This is a genomic window from Haloimpatiens lingqiaonensis, from assembly GCF_901447495.1.
GTDB lineage: Bacteria > Bacillota > Clostridia > Clostridiales > Clostridiaceae > Haloimpatiens > Haloimpatiens lingqiaonensis.
In genome coordinates, this window is the sequence record NZ_CABDWS010000007.1 from 41,431 (window position 1) to 62,804 (window position 21,374).

At 30.1% G+C, this 21,374-nt stretch carries 21 protein-coding genes; 5 read left to right on the forward strand and 16 right to left on the reverse strand.

Annotated features, from left to right (window positions below; all coding sequences use genetic code 11):
- Positions 1-94: 94 nt before the first annotated feature.
- The 12 genes from FGK85_RS02630 to FGK85_RS02685 all read right to left on the reverse strand — a co-directional run bounded on the left by FGK85_RS02630 (position 95) and on the right by FGK85_RS02685 (position 10,742).
- On the reverse strand, positions 95-1,033 hold the full coding sequence (locus tag FGK85_RS02630; RefSeq protein ID WP_138203503.1) for a transketolase family protein: 939 nt from the start codon (positions 1,031-1,033) through the stop codon (positions 95-97).
- Positions 1,033-1,857 carry a transketolase gene (locus tag FGK85_RS02635; RefSeq protein ID WP_138203504.1) on the reverse strand — a complete coding sequence of 275 codons (825 nt, stop codon included), beginning with the start codon at positions 1,855-1,857 and terminating at the stop codon, positions 1,033-1,035. The genes FGK85_RS02630 and FGK85_RS02635 overlap by 1 nt, the downstream gene beginning before the upstream one ends.
- A gap of 149 nt (positions 1,858-2,006) precedes the next feature.
- Complete coding sequence (locus FGK85_RS02640; protein WP_138203506.1) at positions 2,007-2,360, reverse strand: type II toxin-antitoxin system PemK/MazF family toxin; 354 nt, start codon at positions 2,358-2,360, stop codon at positions 2,007-2,009.
- Positions 2,320-2,637, reverse strand: a complete 318-nt coding sequence (locus FGK85_RS02645; protein WP_138203508.1) for a CopG family ribbon-helix-helix protein — start codon at positions 2,635-2,637, stop codon at positions 2,320-2,322. The genes FGK85_RS02640 and FGK85_RS02645 overlap by 41 nt, the downstream gene beginning before the upstream one ends.
- Before the next feature lie 141 nt (positions 2,638-2,778).
- A complete protein-coding gene (gene alr, locus FGK85_RS02650) occupies positions 2,779-3,939 on the reverse strand; it encodes an alanine racemase (protein ID WP_138203510.1) in 1,161 nt (386 codons plus the stop codon).
- A 20-nt stretch (positions 3,940-3,959) separates the two neighbouring features.
- Positions 3,960-4,541, reverse strand: coding sequence for a germination lipoprotein GerS-related protein (locus FGK85_RS02655; RefSeq protein ID WP_138203512.1), 582 nt, complete (start codon positions 4,539-4,541; stop codon positions 3,960-3,962).
- A gap of 63 nt (positions 4,542-4,604) precedes the next feature.
- A complete protein-coding gene (locus FGK85_RS02660; RefSeq protein WP_138203514.1) occupies positions 4,605-6,104 on the reverse strand; it encodes an NAD(P)H-hydrate dehydratase in 1,500 nt (499 codons plus the stop codon).
- Positions 6,076-6,480 carry a holo-ACP synthase gene (gene acpS, locus FGK85_RS02665; RefSeq protein ID WP_138203516.1) on the reverse strand — a complete coding sequence of 135 codons (405 nt, stop codon included), beginning with the start codon at positions 6,478-6,480 and terminating at the stop codon, positions 6,076-6,078. Before acpS ends, FGK85_RS02660 begins: the two co-directional genes overlap by 29 nt.
- Positions 6,481-6,857: 377 nt before the next feature.
- A complete protein-coding gene (locus FGK85_RS02670; RefSeq protein WP_243122783.1) occupies positions 6,858-7,211 on the reverse strand; it encodes a DUF6514 family protein in 354 nt (117 codons plus the stop codon).
- A gap of 227 nt (positions 7,212-7,438) precedes the next feature.
- Positions 7,439-8,689, reverse strand: coding sequence for a hypothetical protein (locus FGK85_RS02675; protein WP_138203518.1), 1,251 nt, complete (start codon positions 8,687-8,689; stop codon positions 7,439-7,441).
- On the reverse strand, positions 8,689-9,780 hold the full coding sequence (locus FGK85_RS02680) for a DUF58 domain-containing protein (protein ID WP_138203520.1): 1,092 nt from the start codon (positions 9,778-9,780) through the stop codon (positions 8,689-8,691). The genes FGK85_RS02675 and FGK85_RS02680 overlap by 1 nt, the downstream gene beginning before the upstream one ends.
- 11 nt (positions 9,781-9,791) lie before the next feature.
- Positions 9,792-10,742 carry an AAA family ATPase gene (locus FGK85_RS02685; protein WP_138203522.1) on the reverse strand — a complete coding sequence of 317 codons (951 nt, stop codon included), beginning with the start codon at positions 10,740-10,742 and terminating at the stop codon, positions 9,792-9,794.
- Positions 10,743-10,976: 234 nt separating this feature from the next.
- Between FGK85_RS02685 and FGK85_RS02690 the strand changes: the two genes are divergently transcribed.
- The gene (locus FGK85_RS02690; protein WP_138203524.1) at positions 10,977-12,491 is read left to right on the forward strand and encodes an FAD-dependent oxidoreductase; all 1,515 of its coding nucleotides are present in this window, start codon (positions 10,977-10,979) and stop codon (positions 12,489-12,491) included.
- A gap of 138 nt (positions 12,492-12,629) precedes the next feature.
- The gene (gene pepT / locus FGK85_RS02695; RefSeq protein ID WP_138203526.1) at positions 12,630-13,850 is read left to right on the forward strand and encodes a peptidase T; all 1,221 of its coding nucleotides are present in this window, start codon (positions 12,630-12,632) and stop codon (positions 13,848-13,850) included.
- 578 nt (positions 13,851-14,428) lie between these two features.
- On the opposite strand, the gene FGK85_RS02700 is transcribed toward pepT, so the two are convergent.
- Positions 14,429-15,241 carry a YihY/virulence factor BrkB family protein gene (locus FGK85_RS02700; RefSeq protein ID WP_243122784.1) on the reverse strand — a complete coding sequence of 271 codons (813 nt, stop codon included), beginning with the start codon at positions 15,239-15,241 and terminating at the stop codon, positions 14,429-14,431.
- Positions 15,242-15,449: 208 nt separating this feature from the next.
- Between FGK85_RS02700 and FGK85_RS02705 the strand changes: the two genes are divergently transcribed.
- From FGK85_RS02705 to FGK85_RS02715, 3 genes are read left to right on the forward strand one after another with little or no spacing between them, the layout of a single operon-like run.
- Positions 15,450-15,821: a GntR family transcriptional regulator gene (locus FGK85_RS02705; protein ID WP_138203529.1), complete on the forward strand. Its 372-nt coding sequence runs from the start codon at positions 15,450-15,452 to the stop codon at positions 15,819-15,821.
- 11 nt (positions 15,822-15,832) lie between these two features.
- Positions 15,833-16,735 (forward strand): ABC transporter ATP-binding protein, encoded by a 903-nt coding sequence (locus FGK85_RS02710; RefSeq protein WP_138203531.1) that lies wholly within the window; start codon positions 15,833-15,835, stop codon positions 16,733-16,735.
- Positions 16,716-17,777: an ABC-2 transporter permease gene (locus FGK85_RS02715; RefSeq protein ID WP_138203533.1), complete on the forward strand. Its 1,062-nt coding sequence runs from the start codon at positions 16,716-16,718 to the stop codon at positions 17,775-17,777. Before FGK85_RS02710 ends, FGK85_RS02715 begins: the two co-directional genes overlap by 20 nt.
- 64 nt (positions 17,778-17,841) lie before the next feature.
- Here FGK85_RS02715 and galU read toward each other — a convergent pair whose 3' ends face one another.
- From galU to FGK85_RS02730, 3 genes are all read right to left on the reverse strand, one after another.
- The gene (gene galU, locus FGK85_RS02720; protein ID WP_138203535.1) at positions 17,842-18,756 is read right to left on the reverse strand and encodes a UTP--glucose-1-phosphate uridylyltransferase GalU; all 915 of its coding nucleotides are present in this window, start codon (positions 18,754-18,756) and stop codon (positions 17,842-17,844) included.
- Positions 18,757-19,204: 448 nt separating this feature from the next.
- A complete protein-coding gene (gene glmM / locus FGK85_RS02725; protein WP_138203537.1) occupies positions 19,205-20,554 on the reverse strand; it encodes a phosphoglucosamine mutase in 1,350 nt (449 codons plus the stop codon).
- A gap of 278 nt (positions 20,555-20,832) precedes the next feature.
- The coding region (locus FGK85_RS02730; RefSeq protein ID WP_243122785.1) for a transposase at positions 20,833-21,374 on the reverse strand (542 nt) is incomplete at its 5' end.

The following is a 21,374-nucleotide window of genomic DNA, read 5'->3' on the forward strand; positions in this document are numbered from 1 at the left end:
AAATGAATAAAAAATTTCATTTTTGCATAAATAAAAAGGTTTAATAAAAGGAAGGAGCTATTTACTCCTTCCTTTTATCATTAACTAGCTTTTTCTATTTTAAGCTCATACCTTTTTTAACTGCTTTAACTATATCTTTTGCTGTTAAACCATACTTTTCTAAAAGCTCTGCTGGCTTTCCGCTTTCTCCGAAGGTATCTTTAACTCCAATTTTTAATACTGGCACAGGATAATTTTCTGTTACAACCTCTGCAACTGCTGAACCTAATCCACCTATTACACTGTGCTCTTCAGCTGTTACTATAACTCCTGTTTCTCTTGCAGCATTAACTATTATTTGCTCATCTATTGGTTTTATTGTATGTATATTTATAACATTAACCTTTATTCCTTCTTCTGCTAGCATATTATATGCTTCTAATGCAGCATCTACCATTATTCCAGTAGCTATTATTGTGGCATCTTTACCTTCTCTTAAAGTAACACCTTTTCCTATTTGGAACTTATAGTCCGCATTATCATTTATTACTGGCACCGCTGATCTACCAAGTCTAACATAACAAGGTCCATGATATTCTGCTACAGCTTTTATGGCCTCTTCTGCCTCAATTCCATCACTTGGAGATATTACAACCATATTTGGTATACTTCTCATTAATGATATATCTTCTATAGCTTGGTGAGATGCTCCATCTTCGCCAACTGTTAAACCCGCATGAGTTGCACATACCTTAACATTTAATTTTGGGTAACATATAGAGTTTCTTATTTGTTCGAATCCTCTACCAGCAGCAAACATAGCAAAAGTACTTACAAACGGTATTTTTCCGCAAGCTGCTAATCCAGCTGCAACAACCATCATATTTCCCTCAGCAATTCCCATATTTATAAATCTTTCTGGAAATACTTTCTTAAAATCTGCTGTTTTAGTTGATTTTGATAAATCTGCATCAAGAACTACTACGTTTGATTTTTCTTCTCCTAATTTAGCAAGAGCTTTTCCATAAGCCTCTCTAGTAGCTATCTTTGCCATTAATTTTCACCTCCTATTTCTTTTAAAGCCTCTTCACATTGTTCCTTACTAGGAGCTGAACCATGCCATCCAGCTTGGTTTTCCATGAATGATACGCCTTTTCCTTTTACTGTTTTACATATAACAGCTGTTGGCTTATCCTTAGTATTTTTTGCTTCTTCAATAGCATTTATTATTTGTTCGAAATCATGTCCATCTATAGTTATAACATTCCATCCAAAGGCTTTAAACTTTTCATCTATAGGATTTGGATTCATAACTTCTTCACATTTTCCATCTATTTGTAATCCATTAAAATCTACAAATGCTGTTAAATTGTCTAGTTTATAGTGAGCTGCAGACATTGACGCCTCCCATACTTCACCTTCACCTAATTCTCCATCTCCAAGTAAAGCATATACTCTATAAGCTTTTTTGTCTAACTTTCCAGCTAGAGCCATTCCTACTGCAGCTGAAATTCCCTGTCCTAATGAACCTGTAGACATATCTATTCCAGGAACATAGTTCATATTTGGATGCCCTTGAAGTATTGAACCTAATTTTCTTAAATTATTTAATTCGCTTACATCAAAAAATCCTTTTCTAGCTAATATACTGTAAAGCCCTGGAGCACCGTGTCCTTTAGAAAGAACAAATCTATCTCTATCTGGATCCTGTGGTTTTTGAGGATTTACATTCATTTCTTTAAAATATAAAGCTGTTAAAATTTCAACTTCTGATAATGATCCTCCTGGGTGACCTGAAGCTGATTGAGTTATCATAGTTACTATGTCTTTTCTTACAGTTTTCGCAACAGCTTGAAGTTCTTTTGTATTAACTTCCATTCTTATCCCTCCTAAACTTACTCATATTAATATTATATCAATTACTTTAATAAGTAAAAAGCCTTTGTATAAATTTTTTGCATTTTTTTAAATATTATTTATTAAAATTAAAATAAGGGTTATATAAAAGCTATATAACCCTTATTTTTCTACTGTTTTAACCCAATACTTATTAAAATCGACTCATTGACCTTCTCCATGTCATCATCTGTCATGTGTCCAATCTTTTCCTTAAGTCGTCTTTTGTCTAAAGTTCTTATTTGTTCTAATAGAACAACAGAGTCCTTATTAAGACCATATTCCTCTGAAGAAATTTCCACATGAGTTGGCAGCTTGGCCTTATTAATTTGCGACGTAATAGCTGCCACTATTACTGTAGGACTATATTTATTACCCACGTCATTTTGTATTATAATAACTGGCCTCACTCCGCCCTGCTCTGAACCTACTACGGGGCTGAGATCAGCATAAAATATATCCCCTCGTTTTACTATCGGTGTCATCAGGCATATCACTCTCCGAAAGCATAGCTTCATATTCTTCTAACTCTTTTATATCCCTTTCAAAGCCACATTCACATAATTCAAGGTTTAGCTGAGCCATTTCTATATACCCTTTTTGCATCTCTTCATAGCCCAACTTTTTTTTCTCCTCAATATATAATACTATGGCTTCCCTTATAAATTCACTTCTTTTTTTGGAATCTTTTTTTAAAGTTTCATTAAATTCATTAAAAAGTTTTTCTGAGAGGTTTACTACAAATCTCTTTGAGCCTGACATACGATAATCGATACCTCCTATTTATTAAAACGAAATATGTATCTACTCTTTAATTATAACCTTATTTGTCAATATGTCAAAGATTTTGCGCTATTAAACCCCCATTTTTCTACAAGTATATTATTCAAAATTGTATAATTCCTATACGTAGTTTCTTATTTTTACAATTTTCCCATCTTTTATGTATACTCTTGGTACTCTTTTACTTATCATACAAACTACCTCATAACTGATAGTACCCAGCATATCTGCTGCATCTTCTGCATTAAATTTTATTTCTTCTGTTTCCCCTATAAGTATAACATCTGTACCTACTTTTACGTCCTTTATATCTGTAATGTCTATCATGCATTGATCCATGCATATTCTCCCCACCACTGGCGCAAATTCATTGTTTATAATTACTTTTCCCTTACCAAAGAGAAGCCTTGTGTAACCATCAGCATATCCCACTGGTAAAGTTGCTATCACACTATCTCTAGTAGTTTTGAACCTTCTTCCATATCCTATGTACTCTCCCGCTGGAATTTTCTTAATGTGAACCACATTTGTCTTAAGCTGCATAGCAGGTTTTATATTTATATTTTCCTTAGAAACTTCTTCTGAAGGATAGTATCCATATTGTATTATTCCTGGTCTAACCCCTTCAAAATGAGTTTCAGGTAAATCTATAATAGCTGCGCTATTAGCTACATGCCTTATGTTTATTTTTACTCCTCTATCTTTTAACTTGTTATAAAACCAATTAAATCTTTCTAATTGATTATAGGTATATTCCTTATCTTTTTCATCTGCAGCAGAAAAGTGTGAAAATATACCCTCTATTACTATATTAGACAACTTACTTATTTTATATACCTGCTCTACACTATCTTCATTAGGTAAAAAACCTATCCTACCCATGCCTGTATCTACAGCTATATGTATTTTAGCTATTTTTTTGTTTTTAACTGCCATGTTAGATATTTCTTCTGCAAAATCATAGGAGTAAACTGTTTGCTCAATATCATATCTTAGTAAATTATCAATTAAATTAGGTGGAGTAAAACCTAATATCATTATGGGACATTCTATTCCTCCCCTTCTTAACTCCACTGCCTCACTTATTACTGCTACTGCTAGTCTATTTGCTCCATTTTCCAAAAATACCGGCGCTACATCCAATGCTCCATGACCATAGGCATCTGCTTTAACTACTGCTATTATATCCTTACTTTTTGCAACTCTTCTTATTTCCTTCATATTGCTAGCTAATTTATCTAAATTTATTTCAGCCCAAACTGGTCTTAAGTGCCTAAACACTTTATCCACCTCCAAATATACTAAAAGGATTTAAAGTTCTTATAAACTATATTTACCTTTTCTTCATGTTTTTCGCTATATATTACTACTTTGTATGGCTTCTTTTCCTCGTAATTTAAATATAAATGAATTTCATTTAAATTTCTATTGTTATAAGGCAAATCCAATACTACTATTAAATACTCCTGTCCATCTATTTGTTTATACTTGTATTTAATTTTTTCATTATTATAAATAAGTTTTATATATTCATCCATAAAACTCAATTTATATATACTATCAAAACTTTCATGTACTGAATATTTATTGTCACTTTCTAAATCGTCTATTTGTATTTTTTCACCTTTGTATACAAGTTGTCTTCCACCATCTATTTCTAATTTAGCTACTTCCCCTTTTACATATGTTTGCTTCCCTTTAAGTTGTATTTTCTCCCTAGAATTTACTATATTTATTTCCACATCTGAATTATATTTTTCTATAGATTTTACTATATCTATAACTTCATTTTCCTTTTTTGGTTTCTTATTTCCACAAGCGGTTAAAGATAAAAAGAAAAATATAGATAGCATTAAAGTAACTATTTTATTTAATTTTTTCATATTACTCCCCCAAACAATACTATATTTTATTAATATTGTTTTAGAGAAATTAATATTCTAATTTTACTCTATTATTTCTTTTATTGCATAAGGAATATACTCCATTACATGCTTTGCATTTACACAAAACATTTCATTGCTTAATTTTTCTCCACAATATCCATGAATATATGCAGATATACAAGTTGCTTCTAATGGTTCATATCCTTGGGCTATGAATGAAGTTATAAGACCTGTTAAACAATCCCCCATTCCCCCATTAGCCATAGCACTGTTTCCTGTAGAATTTATAAATGTAGTCTTCCCATCTGTTATAACAGTATTATAGCCTTTCAATAACAATATTACATTGTTTTCTAAAGCAAATTCCTTAGCAACCTTTATCCTATTTTCGTTAATATAGTCTATATCCAAACCTGTAAGTCTAGACATTTCTCCTGGATGTGGTGTAAGTACTAATGTGTTAGAGGATTTTTTTATAATATCTTTATGATCTTGAAGCACATTTATAGCATCTGCATCTAATACCATTGGGCATTTAGACTTTTCAATTACTTGCTCTAAAATGCTAAAAGTCCATAAGTTATTACCCATACCTGGTCCTATGGCAATGGCCCTTGCTTTACACATAACTTCTTCTATTTTTTCCTTTTGTGTAAAATTTATAGTCATTGCCTCGGTAAGTTTACAACTCAATATATTTTGAATATCCTTAGGACAAAGTACTGTTACAAGTCCAGCTCCACTTCTAACTGCTGTTTCAGTGCTTATATATGCTGCTCCTGTAAAACCCTCTGTACCGGATATTATTAACGCTCTGCCAAAATCCCCTTTATTAGAATGTTTATCTCTAGGTTTTATGGCTTTTTTAATAAAGTCTTCATGTAATACAAACTCCTTAGGACATATTTCTTCAATAACTTCTTTAGGAATTCCTATGTCCTCCACAACTACCTTTCCTATAAATTTATTAGATGAATATTTTAAAAACCCTCTTTTATAAAGTTGAAAAGATACGGTGTTATGTGCATTTATACATATTCCCATTACCTCTCCATCATCAGAATTAATTCCTGAAGGTACATCTACAGAAAGAGTATTGCGGCTATTTTCATTTATTATTCCTATAACCTGTTCGTATATGCCTTCAACTTTTCTCGTAAGTCCTGTGCCAAATATACAATCTATAACCATTTCACTTGCACTTATACAGCTTCTAAAATAATCTAAATCCTCTATATTATTTAATTTACATATTTTAATACCTAGATTAGATGCTATAATGTAGTTTGTTTTGCAATCACCACTTAATGCTTCAGGATTTCCTATGAAAAATACTTGAACTTTCTTATCTTTAATATGGAGATGCCTAGCAATGGCAAAACCATCTCCGCCATTATTTCCTTTGCCGCATACTATTACAAAAGAATTTATTTCTGACATTTTTATGTTGTTTATAACTTTTAGTGCTGCATTTTCCATTAAAACTATACCTGGTATTTTAAGCTTTTCAATGCACACTTTATCTATTTCCCTACTTACTTTGGCTGTACCTATCCTCAAAGTTATTCACCTCCCAAACTGCATAGGCTATAGCATTCTCCCTACTGTGGGATATACTTAAATGCATTTTATATTTGCCATGTTGCTCTGCTATTTGCTTAGCTGGATTTTTCAGTTCCACCATAGGTTTTCCTAAATCATCACTTTTAATTATTATATCTTTAAAAGAAAAACCCGTAAATCCTGTGCCTAAGGCTTTTGCCACCGCTTCTTTTGCTGCAAATCTTCCTGCTACGTATTCGTATCTTAAATTCCTGTTCTTTAAATATACTATTTCTTCTTCATTAAATATCTTATATAAAAACAAGGAATTATTATTAAGTATACGTTCTATCCTAGATATCTCAACTATATCTGTTCCTACTCCTGCTATCATTATTCTCACCTCATATACAGCATTAATAAAGTTTCTTATTCAACTTTCGCAATTATAAAATAAAAAATATAAAATTTGTAGATAAGTAATAGGTAAAAGGTAAGAAGTAAGAGTTAAGGATAAAACTCTAGGAATTTTTTATAATTAATTTGCAAGTAATAGTTGTGGTGAAAATTCAGCTTTGCTGAATTTTTTCAATATCTCTTACTTTTTACCTATTATCCCTTACTTATTACCTAGCACCTAGCACCTAGTACCTAGTACCTTCTCTCTTACTTATTGCCTTGTATAGTGTAGCACTTAAAATTTATATGCAAAAGTTGAGTTATAAAATATTTAAATAAAAATGAAGGAATATAATTTCCTTCATTAAAAAATTAATTGGTTAATATATTCTTTAGTTCACATTCAAAATCCTCTATACTATAATCCACTTCCTCACCTACCATATCTATAAGGTGGATAGGTGAAACTGTATTTTCGTATAGGATTTTCATAAGATTATGTACCTTATGTCTATATGGACTTATAGAACTTACACAATCCCTTTGTATATTAATTACTTTTCCATCTAACATATCCTGTCTTTCCACTTCTATGCCATAAGCTTGTACTGCTCCGTTGTTCCCTTTAAAATAAAGAGAAATTTCATTTTTTAATAATCTGTAAGAATAAATTCGAGTTAAGTCCCCATCTTGTAGTCGTCTAATAGAATTTTCTACTACAATCATTTAACTTTCCCCCCATATTTTATTTATTAATATAATATCACTGCTTGGGGAAAAAATATGTCACTTTATAATAGTTACAAAAAAGTTTTTATCGTTCTAAATTGACACAAAACAAAGTTTTTTCTTACAGATATAGTGATTAACTCTTTTATTTTTCAGAATATTCCATTAATTTCTTTTTGATTTGTTAAATCTTTGTCGAAATGCTCAAAAATTTATTTTATGATTTATATTTTCTTTTTAATTTTAGTATAATTCTTTTTAAATTCTTCTGCCATTTCTTCACTTATATTATGATATGAAAATTTAGTTTCATTATATTTGTCCGTAATGTATTCTAGTTCATCTCTTTTAACATTTCTACTTATTAATATTGAGTTTTCTAATTGAGTTGCCGTCATGTGCTCAGTAAATATATCCTTTTCTTTGGATACTGACTGTATATTTTTGTAAAGATGTTTTATCTTTTTCTTTGGATCTTTTCCTAAATAAATACTGTTTATAAGCTTATTAAAAAAGCTTTTTTTCTTCTCTTCCATTTCTATTTTTTCTTTTTCTTCACTTATTACATTCACATTCTCTTGTTTAGATGAATTATAAATTAATTTAGATGCTATTTTATATACAACTATGCATATTGCAACAAATATTAATATTCTTATGATCATTCTTATAAATCTCATATCACCATGAGCATAAGATACCATTTCCTTTGTTTTATCATCAATAACTTTTTTCTTCAGTGGCTCTAATGGTATTGAGATTTTATCTTTAAAAAGAGATTTTAAAAATTTTAAAATAGCTGTATATGGTTTATCCAATACCACCATTAAAATCTTTACAACTATATCCACTATATATTCAAAGGCAGTTTTTAATAACATTAATCCCTTAAAAAATATTTCATAAAACTTTTCAATTGATAAGCTAAAAATTAAAGTAGCTGTTATTCCATCTATAAGTAATGATTTTTTATTTATCACATTATAGCTATAATCCCTTATCTCCCTTAAATATATTATACCTATAGTAAAATACATTATATAAAATCTGAAAAAAGCTTTATTATTGCTACCCTTAAATAACATGGTAATCATCCACAATAACACCAATATTATCAGGGATTTTTTAAACATTTCTCTACTAGAATAGTAATTTACATAATTTTTTTCCAAATTATAACCATAGAAAATTATAAAAATTAAATAGGCATAATTTAATGTAAAAGATATATAACTTCTATATAACAAAGCATTTACTACTAAGCCTATTAACGCTGGAATCCCCACGGACAACCACTTATTGTCCTTCTTGTAATTTATATATTCCATTAAAAACATAGAAATTAAAAGATAAAAAAAAGTCATAGTACTTATGTGTTTTCTAATAACTATAAAGTTCAAGCTAGACCAAACTATATAAGAAAATATTACAATCTGAATTGTAAATAAACATTTTATTCTCCTATACCAACTCATTAATTCCCGTCCCCTCCATACACTATTTTTTCAACTCCCCTTATGTCTGGTAAGTTCCCCTTGTCTGATACATCCACAATTTTCAAATTAATTCCTTTATTTCTTAAATAGTATATTATATTTTGATCCTCCTCAGTAAAAAAGGAACTTATTATTACATAAGTGTTGTTGGGCTTAAAATGTTTTATATACTTGTTTAAAAAATCACTAAAACTAGTTTTAGGCATATAATCCATTCTTGCACATAGTTCTAATACTTCTTTTAATGAGTTACAAGGAGTAGTGATGCTTCTAACTTCATTTGAGTAACTAATTATATTTGCATTAGTCCAAGCTGCTGCCTTTACTCCTTCTTTTAAAGCACTATCTGTTATAGAAACCGTAACTTTTATAGCTCTATCTATAGCTTTTTTATTTACATATCTCCAATAAATTTCATGACACTGAATATTTACTATAGTTATAAATTCTCTTTCAGAGGTATAGTCATATTCTTTAACCATTAGCTTGTTCATTTTTAGGCTGGATTTCCAATGTATATCCTTCATTCTATCTTCAATGTTATATTCCCTTATTCCTTTAATATACAGTGGATCTTTATAAATCCATCTTTTTATCAATGCATCCCCTAGATTACTAGTGCTATCAAATTTCAAATCTATTAAATTAACTATTTTCGGATAAACTACTATTTCCATATAGTTCTCTATTTCTTTATTAGTAGTAAAAAATCCAAACAAGTCTCCTACAATAACTTCCATTTTCCTTAAAAGATACACTCCCCTAACTTCCATGGGGATGGCATATGTTTTCTTAATTTTTTCATAGCCGCCTATAGAATATTGGGTTGTATTTACATAACTTTTATTCATAATTTCATAAGGAATTTCTTCTTTTATTAACATGAAAAATATGGGCATTTTCTTTTTATTCTCTACTATTATAGATACTTTAACCTTTTCACCTTCAACCACACTATTTCTATCTAAATCTCTATACACTAATAATTTATCAAATCCCTTTTTCTTAGTATAATCCGATATGCCATACACCAAAGCTATGATAAATAAAAATACCAAAAAAGATATCATTTAAACCACCTCTATACCTCTTCTAAAGGGGTTTTTACAGTATTTAGAATCTCTTCCACTATGTATTCACCCTTATTATCCATAACACTGTTTTCACTTTTTAATACTAATCTATGTGTTATAATAGGTACAGCCATGGCCTTTACATCCTCAGGTATCATGTAGTCTCTTCCCTTTACCGCTGCATGGGCTTGACTTCCTTTCATAAGTGCTAAAGTAGCTCTTGGAGAACAACCCACTTCCACTTTATTGTGCTTTCTTGTAGCAATTATTACATTTAGTATATACTCTCTCATTTCATCACTTACATAAACTTTACTATAGTTATCCTGTACATAATTTATTTCCTCCATAGTAACCACTGATTCTAATTCTTCTATTGGATCTTTTTCTATAAATCTATCCATCATCTTTTTCTCATCCATATATTCTGGATAACCCATGGATAACCTTATAAAAAATCTATCTAATTGAGCTTCTGGAAGAGGAAATGTTCCAAACTGCTCTATAGGATTTTGCGTTGCCATTACAAAGAAAGGCCTATTTAACTTTATAGTATTTCCTTCCACTGTAACTTGTCTTTCTTCCATGCTCTCCAATAATGCTGATTGAGTTCTAGGTGTGGCTCTATTTATTTCATCACCCAATACAAATTGACTTAATATAGGGCCTGGTTTAAACTGAAATTCTTGCTCTTTTGCATTATAATAATAAATACCTGTCAAATCTGAAGGAAGCAAATCTGGCGTAAACTGTATTCTTTTAAAAGAACAATTCATAGATTTAGACATAGCTTTTACCAATTTAGTTTTTCCTACCCCCGGTACATCTTCCAAAAGTACATGCCCTCCACATATGAAAGCTACTATTATTTTATCTATCTTTTCTTCTTTCCCCACTATAACTTTACTTACATTATCATTTACCTTTTTTCTGAAATCCTTAAAAATCTCCACATTCATGTTATTTCCCCCTAATTTAAGAATTTATTTTATTATATAAAAACCGCATATTATCATTATATCACTTTCATAATTATTTTTAAAATTTAAGTTACCCACTTTTGCAAATAGAAATCTTATATTAATTAATAATAATTAAAAATTGGCATTGAATTTTTTTCTAAAATATGAAAGAATAATATTATAATTTATGTACTATATTCTAATATATATTTTTAGAAGGGAGTTATTAATATGGGTAAAAAATGGGTATGTAAAGTATGTGGCTATGTCCATGAAGGTGATACTCCTCCAGAAATATGTCCCCTTTGCGGAGTTGGCCCAGATATGTTTGAAGAAATGATTCAATCCTCTGAAAATATCAATGTTCCTAATTCCAATGATAATTCTAATATACATGAGGATAATAATATAAAAATATGGGAATGTACAATTTGCGGATACATCTATGAAGGAGTACAACCACCTGAATATTGTCCTATCTGCGGTGTTGGACCAGAATTATTTCAGGAAGTAAAAAAATCCTCTAATGGTGATGAAGAAAAAGAAATAACATTTACATCTAATTCAAAGGAAAATATATTGATAATAGGCAACGGTATAGCTGGAATCTCCGCAGCTAAGGCTATAAGACAGCGTAATAAAAATTGTAAAATAACCATTATATCAGCTGAAAAATATATAACCTATTATAGACCTCAACTTACAGGTTTAATAGGCAGTTCTATAGAAAATGATAAATTATATTTATATAACGAACAGTGGTATAAAGATAATGATATAAATCTTAAATTAGATACTAAAGTAAATTCCATAAACACTGAATCCCACTACTTAACTTTAGAATCTGGGGAAGAATTAACCTATGACAAGCTAATTTTAGCTAACGGCAGCAGCAGTTTTGTTCCTCCTATACCTGGCAATGATAAAGAAGGAGCTTTTACATTAAGAAATTTAAACGACTTAATAGATATTAAAAATTATATTAAAGTAAATTCTTGCACCAAAGTAGCTATAATAGGTGGTGGTCTTTTAGGCTTAGAAGCTGCTGAAAGTTTTCAAAATCTAGGCCTTAAAGTGACTATTTTAGAAAGGTCATCTGGGCTTTTAAAAAGACAACTAGATGATACAGGTTCTAAGTTATTTGAAAATATAGTTGAAAACACTGGAATAAAAGTATTAAAAAATGCAAATGCTGAAGAAGTGTTAGGTGATACTAAGGTTACTGGACTTAAATTATCTAGTGGTGAAGTTTTAAACACAGACTTAGTTTTATTCTCCGTTGGCATTACTCCTAATATAAATTTATTTAAAGACACAACTCTAGAAATGAACAGAGGCGTGGTAGTAAACGATAAAATGGAAACAAATACAAAAGATGTTTATGCTTGTGGAGACATAGCGGAACTAAATGGCTTAGTTTTTGGAACTTGGACAGCTGCAGATCAAATGGGAACTACTGCTGGAGCCAATTGTTTAGGCGATAATTTAGTATTTAAAAACTTTGTTGCATCCACTATGTTGCAAGCTTTAAATACTACGATATTCTCCTGTGGAAATATAACTGAAGATGAATCTACTACTACAGTTATACTAAACAATACTCTTAAGAAAATTTATAAAAAACTCTTCTTTAAGGATGAAAAAATTGTTGGTTGTATATTAATAGGTGATTCTTCAAAATCTATAAATATAATTAACTATATTAAAGAAGAGAAAGAAATAAATGATATAATAAATAATTTCTAATATTCACGTTTTTATTGCAATCTTGTTGTATTTAGGCAAGATTGCTTTCATTTTTTATATTTTATATAATTGAATTAGAAGTAGAAAAATAGTATAATAACTTTATATTGTAAAAATTATGCATAAGGAGATGAATTTATGTCAAAAGTTGTTGAAAGATTTTTAAAATACATAAAGTATGACACAAAATCAGATGAAGATTCTAATACTGTGCCAAGTACTAGTAAACAATTAATACTTGGTAAAGATTTAGTAGAAGAATTAAAAGCTATAGGTTTACAAGACGCTTCCATGGATGAAAACGGATACATTATGGCTACATTGCCATCAAATTTAGAAAAATCCGTTCCTACTATTGGATTTATAGCGCATATGGATACTTCTCCAGAAATATCTGGTGAAAATGTCAATGCTCAATTTGTAGAAAATTATGACGGTGGAGATATTGTATTAAACAAAGAAAATAATGTAGTTCTTTCTCCATCTGAGTTCCCAGAGTTAAAAAATTATGTAGGAAAAACCCTAATAACTACTGATGGAACAACTCTTTTAGGTGCCGATGATAAAGCTGGTATTGCTGAAATCATGTCTGCTGTAGAGCATTTAGCAGTTCATCCAGAAATTAAACATGGAACTATTAAAGTTGGATTTACACCAGATGAAGAAGTTGGAAGAGGTGCTGATCACTTCGACGTAAAAAAATTCAATGCTGACTTTGCTTATACTGTAGATGGCGGTACCATTGGAGAATTAGAATATGAAAACTTCAATGCCGCTGGTGTAAAAATTAAAATTTCAGGAAGAAATGTTCACCCTGGTTCTGCAAAAAATAAAATGATAAACTCTGCACTTATAGGTTGTGAACTTGTAAATATGCTTCCAGCAGTTGAAACTCCAGGACACACTGAACATTATGAAGGTTTCTATCATTTATGCTCCTTCCAAGGTGATGTAGAAGAAACTAAACTTTCTTTTATAATAAGAGATCATAATAGAGAAATATTTGAACAAAGAAAAATCAATATGGAAAAGCTAGTTGAAGAACTAAATAAAAAATATGGCAATGTAATACACCTAGAAATTAAAGATCAATACTACAATATGAAAGAAAAAATAGAACCAGTTAAACATATAGTAGATACTGCTTATAAAGCTATGAAGGAAGTAGGCATAGAGCCAGCAGTAGTTCCTATTAGAGGTGGTACTGACGGTGCTAGACTTTCTTTCGAAGGTCTTCCAACTCCAAACCTATTTACAGGCGGCCACAATTTCCACGGCAAATTCGAGTATATTCCAACTTTCGCTATGGAAAAAGCAGTAGACGTAGTTCTTAAAATAGTAGAACTATATGCTAAATAGGAAAATTGTGAAGTAATAGCATAGGAAAAATGTGATTTTAAGTCCACAATAAATATATTTTTTTAGCCTGTTCGCAGTACGCTAAAAAATTCTAATGTTTTCAAATTTGAATACCCTAAAGCTTTCAAACTCACTCGTTCCTCGTTCAGGCAATGAAAGCTTCTTAACGGGTATTCAAATTTGAAAACAAAGAATTTCTAAAGCTAGCTCAATAGTCTAAAAAAATATATTTATTGTTCCCTTAAAATCACATTTTTCAGTTCATGCGTATATAGTCACGGGGAGAGGGTAGCCTACTAAAGGATGATTTTCCTCCACTTCGTTACGGAAAATCTTTAATTAAATAAATGGTATAGTTTGAAAGGGCTTAAAAGAAAAGGTATAACCACTTCGTTTAATGAATCAGTTATACCTTTTCCTACTATACCATTTCTTATATTCAATTAAAGATTTCCCGTAACGCAGTGGAGGAAAATCCTCCTTTTCTAGCACCTAGTACCCAGTACCTAATCTTTTACTTCTTACTTAATTGTCAATTGTCAATTGTCCATTGTCACTTGTCCATTGTCACTTGTCACTTAGTTCTTGGCGTTGTTGTAAGAGAGTACTGCATTAAGTTCTCCGCCAATCAATATTATAACTGAAGTTATATAAAGCCATAAAATTATCACTATAACTGCTCCTATACTTCCATATACTCTAGAATAATTATTAAAATTGTTCACATAATAAGAAAATAACAAGGAGGATATTAACCATCCTAAAGCAGTAAAAGTAGCTCCTGGCATTACTTCCTTCCATCCCATTCTTTTACTTGGTATAAAGTGATACATCGCTGCAAAAGCAAATATCATAAATACAACCATTATTACATATCTAAGAGAATTCCAAAAATAAAAAAAGTTATTTGTAAGATTAAACCATCTATATATGTAGCCTCCTAATATATCTCCAAATATTATCAATAAAAATGCACTCATAATAATTAAAATTAGTCCAAAAATACATAAAACTGATATACCAAATACTCTCCAGTAAGGCCTTTTTTCTTCTTCGTCATAGGCTCTGTTTAATCCTCTTATTACCGCTCTAAATCCTGTAGATGCTGCCCATATAGTACCTATTAAACCAAAAGATAACAAATTCCCTTGCCTATAATCTACTACTTCTATAACTGTAGATTTTATTAGTTCAAAGGCATTTGTAGGTAATATAAGTTGTATACTGGATAATATATCCGCACTATTCACAGAGCTATATCCCACTATAGTTAATAAAAATATTAAAAATGGAAAAAAAGATAATATGAATCCATATGCCAATTGTGCCCCCAATGCAAATACATCATCATCTATTATTCTTTTTATAAGCAAAGTTATATCTTCTAACAAAATAATCTTCCTTTCTATTTACTACATGAAATCGTTATTTAATTGAGATATATTTATTATAACCATTTTCCATTATATATTCAAATAATGGAATTTGTTTAGTAAATTTCCTAAAACTTATTGACTTAATAGGTAATAAATGATAAATTATATGTGTACTATATAATATAGTACACATAATACACATTCGTATTTAGGAGGTGAGATTTTGATTGAAATCAATAGCAAAAGTAGTACACCCATATATGAGCAAATAATCAATGAAATAAAAGAGTGTATTTTAAAAGGCATATTAAAGCCTGGAGACAAGTTGCCTTCCGTACGAGAGCTTTCTACCATGATTACTGCCAATCCAAATACAGTGGCTAAGGCGTATAAAGAATTGGAAAGGAGTAAAACCATAGAAGTTATACGGGGAAAAGGAACTTTCGTAGCAGAAAACTACACTCCTTCACCCACAGATGATAAATTAGAAGAATTAAAGGAACTTATGAAAAAGATAGTGATAGAAGCTCATTACATGGGTTTAGACAAAAACTATTTATCAAATCTTTTAAATGATATATATAATGAATTTTAGGGGGTGTACTCGTGATAGAAATAACTAATCTTTATAAAAACATAGGAGAAAATAAAATATTAAAAAATATAAATTTGAAGGTTCCAAAAGGAAGTATATTTGGTCTTATTGGGGAAAACGGTGCTGGTAAAACCACTTTGATTAAATGCTTAACGGGTATCTATCAGGTTGACAGTGGTGCTGTCCTTATAGATAATAAGGATGTTTTTGAAAATGTAGAAGTTAAAAGTTGTATTGGATATGTTTCCGATGAAAATTCCCTTTTATCTTATTTTAAAGTAAAAGAACTCTTGGACTTTTACAATATGACTTATACCAAATTTTCTATAGAAAAGTTTAACAAGCTAAATAATATATTCAAAATACCTATAGAAAAAAGGATAAGAGAACTTTCTAAGGGAATGAAAACTAAAGTTTCTTTAATGCTTAGTTTAAGTATTAATCCTAAGGTTGTAATTTTAGATGAGCCTACCACCGGCTTAGATCCAGTGGCTAAAAAAAATTTTATGAATATACTTATGGATGAAGTGGCTGAAAATGAAACTACAGTATTTATATCTTCTCACAATCTAGCTGATATAGAAAGGATTTGTGACAGCATTGCTCTAATAAAAAATGGTGAAATTATAGTATCTTCATCCCTAGATAACATTAAAGAAAAAACAAGAAAGATTCAAATAATATTCAAAGATAGTGAAAAAGCTATTAATTCTATAAAAAATTGGAATAGTATTTTGAATTTTAAAAATATAGGTAGAGTTTATTATTTGGTAACTAATGATTTTTCTCAAAAGTTCCAAGATGATTTAGAAAACCTAGGTGTAGAATTTATGGAATTTTTAGATTTAGACTTAGAAGAAATATTCATATGTTCAGTGGAGGATGGTGATAAAAATGAAATTCAAGCTAAATAAATCACTGTTATATAAGGATTGGAAAACTACCAAATGGGTGGCTATGCTCATGTTATTTTGCATATTATACACTAAACTTTTCAAACTTATGTCTGCATTAAACTTACAGAAATCATATTTAACACAGCATGGCCAAATGCTTGCCGTAAGATGGTTTAATAACTCATTATTGTATGGTTCTTTATACTTTGCAGCTATGACAGCTCTTGTATGCCTATTGAGTTTAGCTTTATTTTTAAATGAAAAAAGCACTCAATCCTATGGTTTAATTTTTTCAATGCCTTTTACTAAAAAAGATATTATTAAAAATAAATGGTTCTTAGGTATTGTTATTATAATTGGAAGTTTTCTTATAAATGCCTTGTTGATATCTTTGTTTTATCTAGCTAATTTAAAATGGATAGATACTTCTTTAAACCCATTTTCCGATATATTAAAATGGCTTCTTATGGATTCTACTGTGTATATACTACTTTTTACTATATTCTTATTCTTTCAAACTATTATGGGAAATGTTATATTTTCTAGTATTACATGTGCACTAACTCTCTTAGTACCTAGATTTTTAATATTAATAATATCTGATATACTTACAATTTCTTTTAACCTTGCTTATGACAGTAAACTACTTGTTAAACTTAATGATATAGGAAATTATTTATATATATACAGCTACAATTTTCCTAATTCCCAATGGTATAACACCAATGCTAAAAATGCATGTGATGTATACCAAATCCTCTCATACCCAAATTTATCATTAAAACTATTAATATGTTGGATTTTAATTATTCTATTCTCTGCATTATCTTTATATTGTTTTTCTAATAGAAAATTAGAGTTCAATAATAAAATAATATGTAACTCAAAATTAGAAACAGTTTTTAAATGGTGTGTTTCCATATGTGCTGGACTTATGATAGGTGCTTTTGTAGGACTTGGTTATTTTAATGAAAATATATTTGTGTTCTCCTTATCTGCAATTTTAGCTGCCATGGTTGCATATTATATATTGAATAAAATTATCAACGTAATGGCATAATGTGTTAAAAAAGATGGAGTGCTTTATGCATTTTAAATCACTCCATCTTTCCTAATAATAAAGCTTACTCTTCCTTACTATTTATCGTTTCTTCATAAATCTCTTTAAATTTAGGATTATCCTTTATGCTCAATAAATATTTCATAAAATCAGCTTTTAATTCATCTCTCTTTAATGCATACTCCACTGTAGCTTCTAAAAATCCTAGCTTATCTCCTACGTCATATCTTCTTCCCTCAAAATTATAAGCATACATAGCTTCTTCTTTCACAAGAGTTTTTAGGGCATCGGTAAGCTGTATTTCGCCGCCTTTACCTGGTGTCGTATTCTGTAATATGTCAAAAATTCTAGGAGTTATTATATATCTCCCTAATATAGCTACATTAGATGGTGCCTCTTCTTTTTTAGGTTTTTCAATTAAATCCTTTACTTTGTAAACTCTATCTTCTATATGCATTCCTTTTACTATACCATATTTTGATACGTCATTATAATCTACTTCCTGCACTCCTAAAATAGTTGTTTTATACTCGTTATAGCAATCTATAAGTTGTTTTAGACATGGTTTATTGCTATCCACCACATCGTCTCCAAGCATAACTGCAAAAGGCTCATTGCCTACAAAAGTTCTAGCACAGTTTATTGCATGGCCTAATCCCTTAGGTTCTTTCTGTCTTATATAATATATATTCACCATGTTAGTTATGTCTCTAACCATCTCTAGCATTTCGTCTTTACCTTTTTTCTCTAATTCGTTCTCCAATTCCACGGATTTATCGAAGTGATCCTCTATGGCTCTTTTATTACGTCCAGTTATTATTAGTATTTCTTCTATACCAGAAGCCACCGCTTCTTCTATTATGTATTGAATAGTAGGCTTATCTACTATAGGAAGCATTTCCTTAGGTTGTGCCTTTGTGGCAGGCAAAAATCTAGTACCCAGTCCCGCTGCGGGAATTATAGCTTTTTTTACTTTCATGTAAATTCATCCTCCTTAGTCCTATAGTTTTTGCTATAGTTTTTATTTTACATATGTAATTACCACATAATTCTATTTTACCACATTTACGGATTTTTAACATATAGCTATCTAATAATGTAATTATATTTGTATCTGCAATTGATAATCTATAATTCAACTTTCTCAGGTAAAAAATATAAAATCTGCAGGTAAGTAAAAGGTAAGAGGTAAGAAGTAAGCGTTAAAGATAAAACCCTCAGTAATTTATGTTCAATGTATAAATGCTGAAAAATCAATAAAACCTTCAATCTTCATCTATATTTTTACTATACATGAACTACTTTATACATACGCTTTTATATGCAAAAAACAGGATACTTAAACATCTGCTTTTAAGTATCCTGCTATTACACTCTTTTTCCACTTACCCATAGTTAAATGGTACTTCTTGGTTGAAATTTATATATTAATTATTTGCTTTTTCTTCTATTAACTTAGCAAGATTATGTGCAAGTTCATCTAATTCCTTTTGATTCTTACCCTCAAGCATAACTCTTACAAGTGGTTCTGTTCCAGAAGGTCTTATAAGTACTCTGCCACATCCATGTAATTTTTCTTCTATAGCCTTTATTTCATCTATTATATCCTGGTCTTCATTATATATATTCTTTTTGTTATTTGGCACTGTAGCATTAACTAATACCTGTGGAAGTTCTGTCATAGCTGAAGCTAATTCTGAAAGAGATTTTCCACTTTCTTTAACTATTTTTGAAATTTGAAGTCCTGTTACAAGACCATCTCCTGTAGTATTGTAATCTAAAAATATAATATGTCCTGATTGCTCTCCACCTAGTTTATAGCCTTCTTTAAGCATTTCTTCTAACACATATCTATCTCCAACTTTAGTTTTAACTGTAGATATATTAGCTTCTTTTAATGCTATATCCAATCCTAGATTACTCATTACTGTTACTACCACTACATCGTTGTCTAATTTTCTTTGCTCTTTTAGATACTTTCCACAGATAGCCATTATGAAATCTCCATTTATAAGATTTCCTTTTTCATCCACTGCAAGACATCTGTCCGCATCACCATCGAAAGCAAGTCCTAAGTCACAACCCTTTCTAACTACATAATCCATAAGTTCTTCTGGATGAGTTGAGCCACAGTTTTTATTTATATTAACTCCATCTGGATCGTTGTTTATAACCACAACTTCTGCACCTAATTCTCTAAAAGTTTCTACAGCTGTTTGGAAAGATGCTCCATTAGCACAATCCAATGCTATCTTCATTCCTTTTAAATCTCCATCTATAGTAGCTTTTGCAAATTCTATATAATCTTCTAAAGCAGATTCCTCTACTATTTTTCTTCCTAAATTTTCTCCAGTAGGAAGTGGTACTCCCTCCATATTATTTTCTATAATAGCTTGAATTCTGTCTTCTAATTCATCCTTAAGTTTATATCCATTTCTATTGAAGAATTTTATTCCGTTGTATTCTACTGGGTTATGTGATGCTGATATCATTACCCCCGCATCTGCTTTATATTGTCTTGTTAAATAAGCTATAGCTGGTGTTGGCACGATACCCACACATATTGCCTCCGCTCCTACAGATAGTATTCCAGCTACTAAAGCAGCTTCTAGCATGTCACCAGATATTCTAGTATCCATTCCTACTAATATCTTAGGCTTGTGAGCTCCCTCAGTTAAAACATACGCTCCAGCTCTGCCTAATTTGTATGCTAGTTCTGCTGTAAGTTCGCTATTAGCAATCCCTCTTACACCATCTGTTCCAAACATTCTACCCATTTTTCTTCCTCCACTCTTTACAAAATGTATAAATTAGTAAACTATATTTTTAAGCATAACTTTATTATATTATACTTATAAATTTATAACAACTATTTATACCTATCTACAGAGATTTAGCACCTAAATTCCAGTAAAAATTTTATTTTTACTGGAATTGTATCTTTTTACACTTACTTAAAGGGCTGGTAAGCCCGCAGACCGTTAGGTCGCAAAAATAATTACACTATCCCCTACCCCAAGAAATCTTTAAAATCAATTTCCAGTTTTATATTTGATTAAGTTTTTACAAATAGTGGGTTATGCCAACCATTTTCTATAATAAATCTTTCATCTCTTATATCTTCAATAACATCTATTTGGAGCATATATTTCTTTCTAAAATTTCTTATACACCTAAAAAAATATAATTGCATTAGATTAAATGCTATTATTATAAACATTAATACTGTTTCTATGCCCGTAGGGCTATGAAGAAAACAATGATTCAAATGCCATTCTGTTTTTAACTGATGAAAAGCATTATTTTCAATGTCCCACCTTTTATGCATTATTTCCCATAAAGTTTCTACCGACGTTAATTTATCCGTCGTTATAATCCATGACTCTTTAATTTCCATTTTATCTCCATTATATATTTCTTCTATAAACTTTATAAACCTTACTTTTATTTCTGAATCAGCCATTTCAAAATTATCTTCATCCCAAGCTTTTATCTTTAAATAATTTTTATTTTTTTTATTAACTATCCATTCTTTATCTGCCTCACGGCACTTAAATAAAGCTAGTGCATCTTTTACAATATGAAGTCGTTCATCTT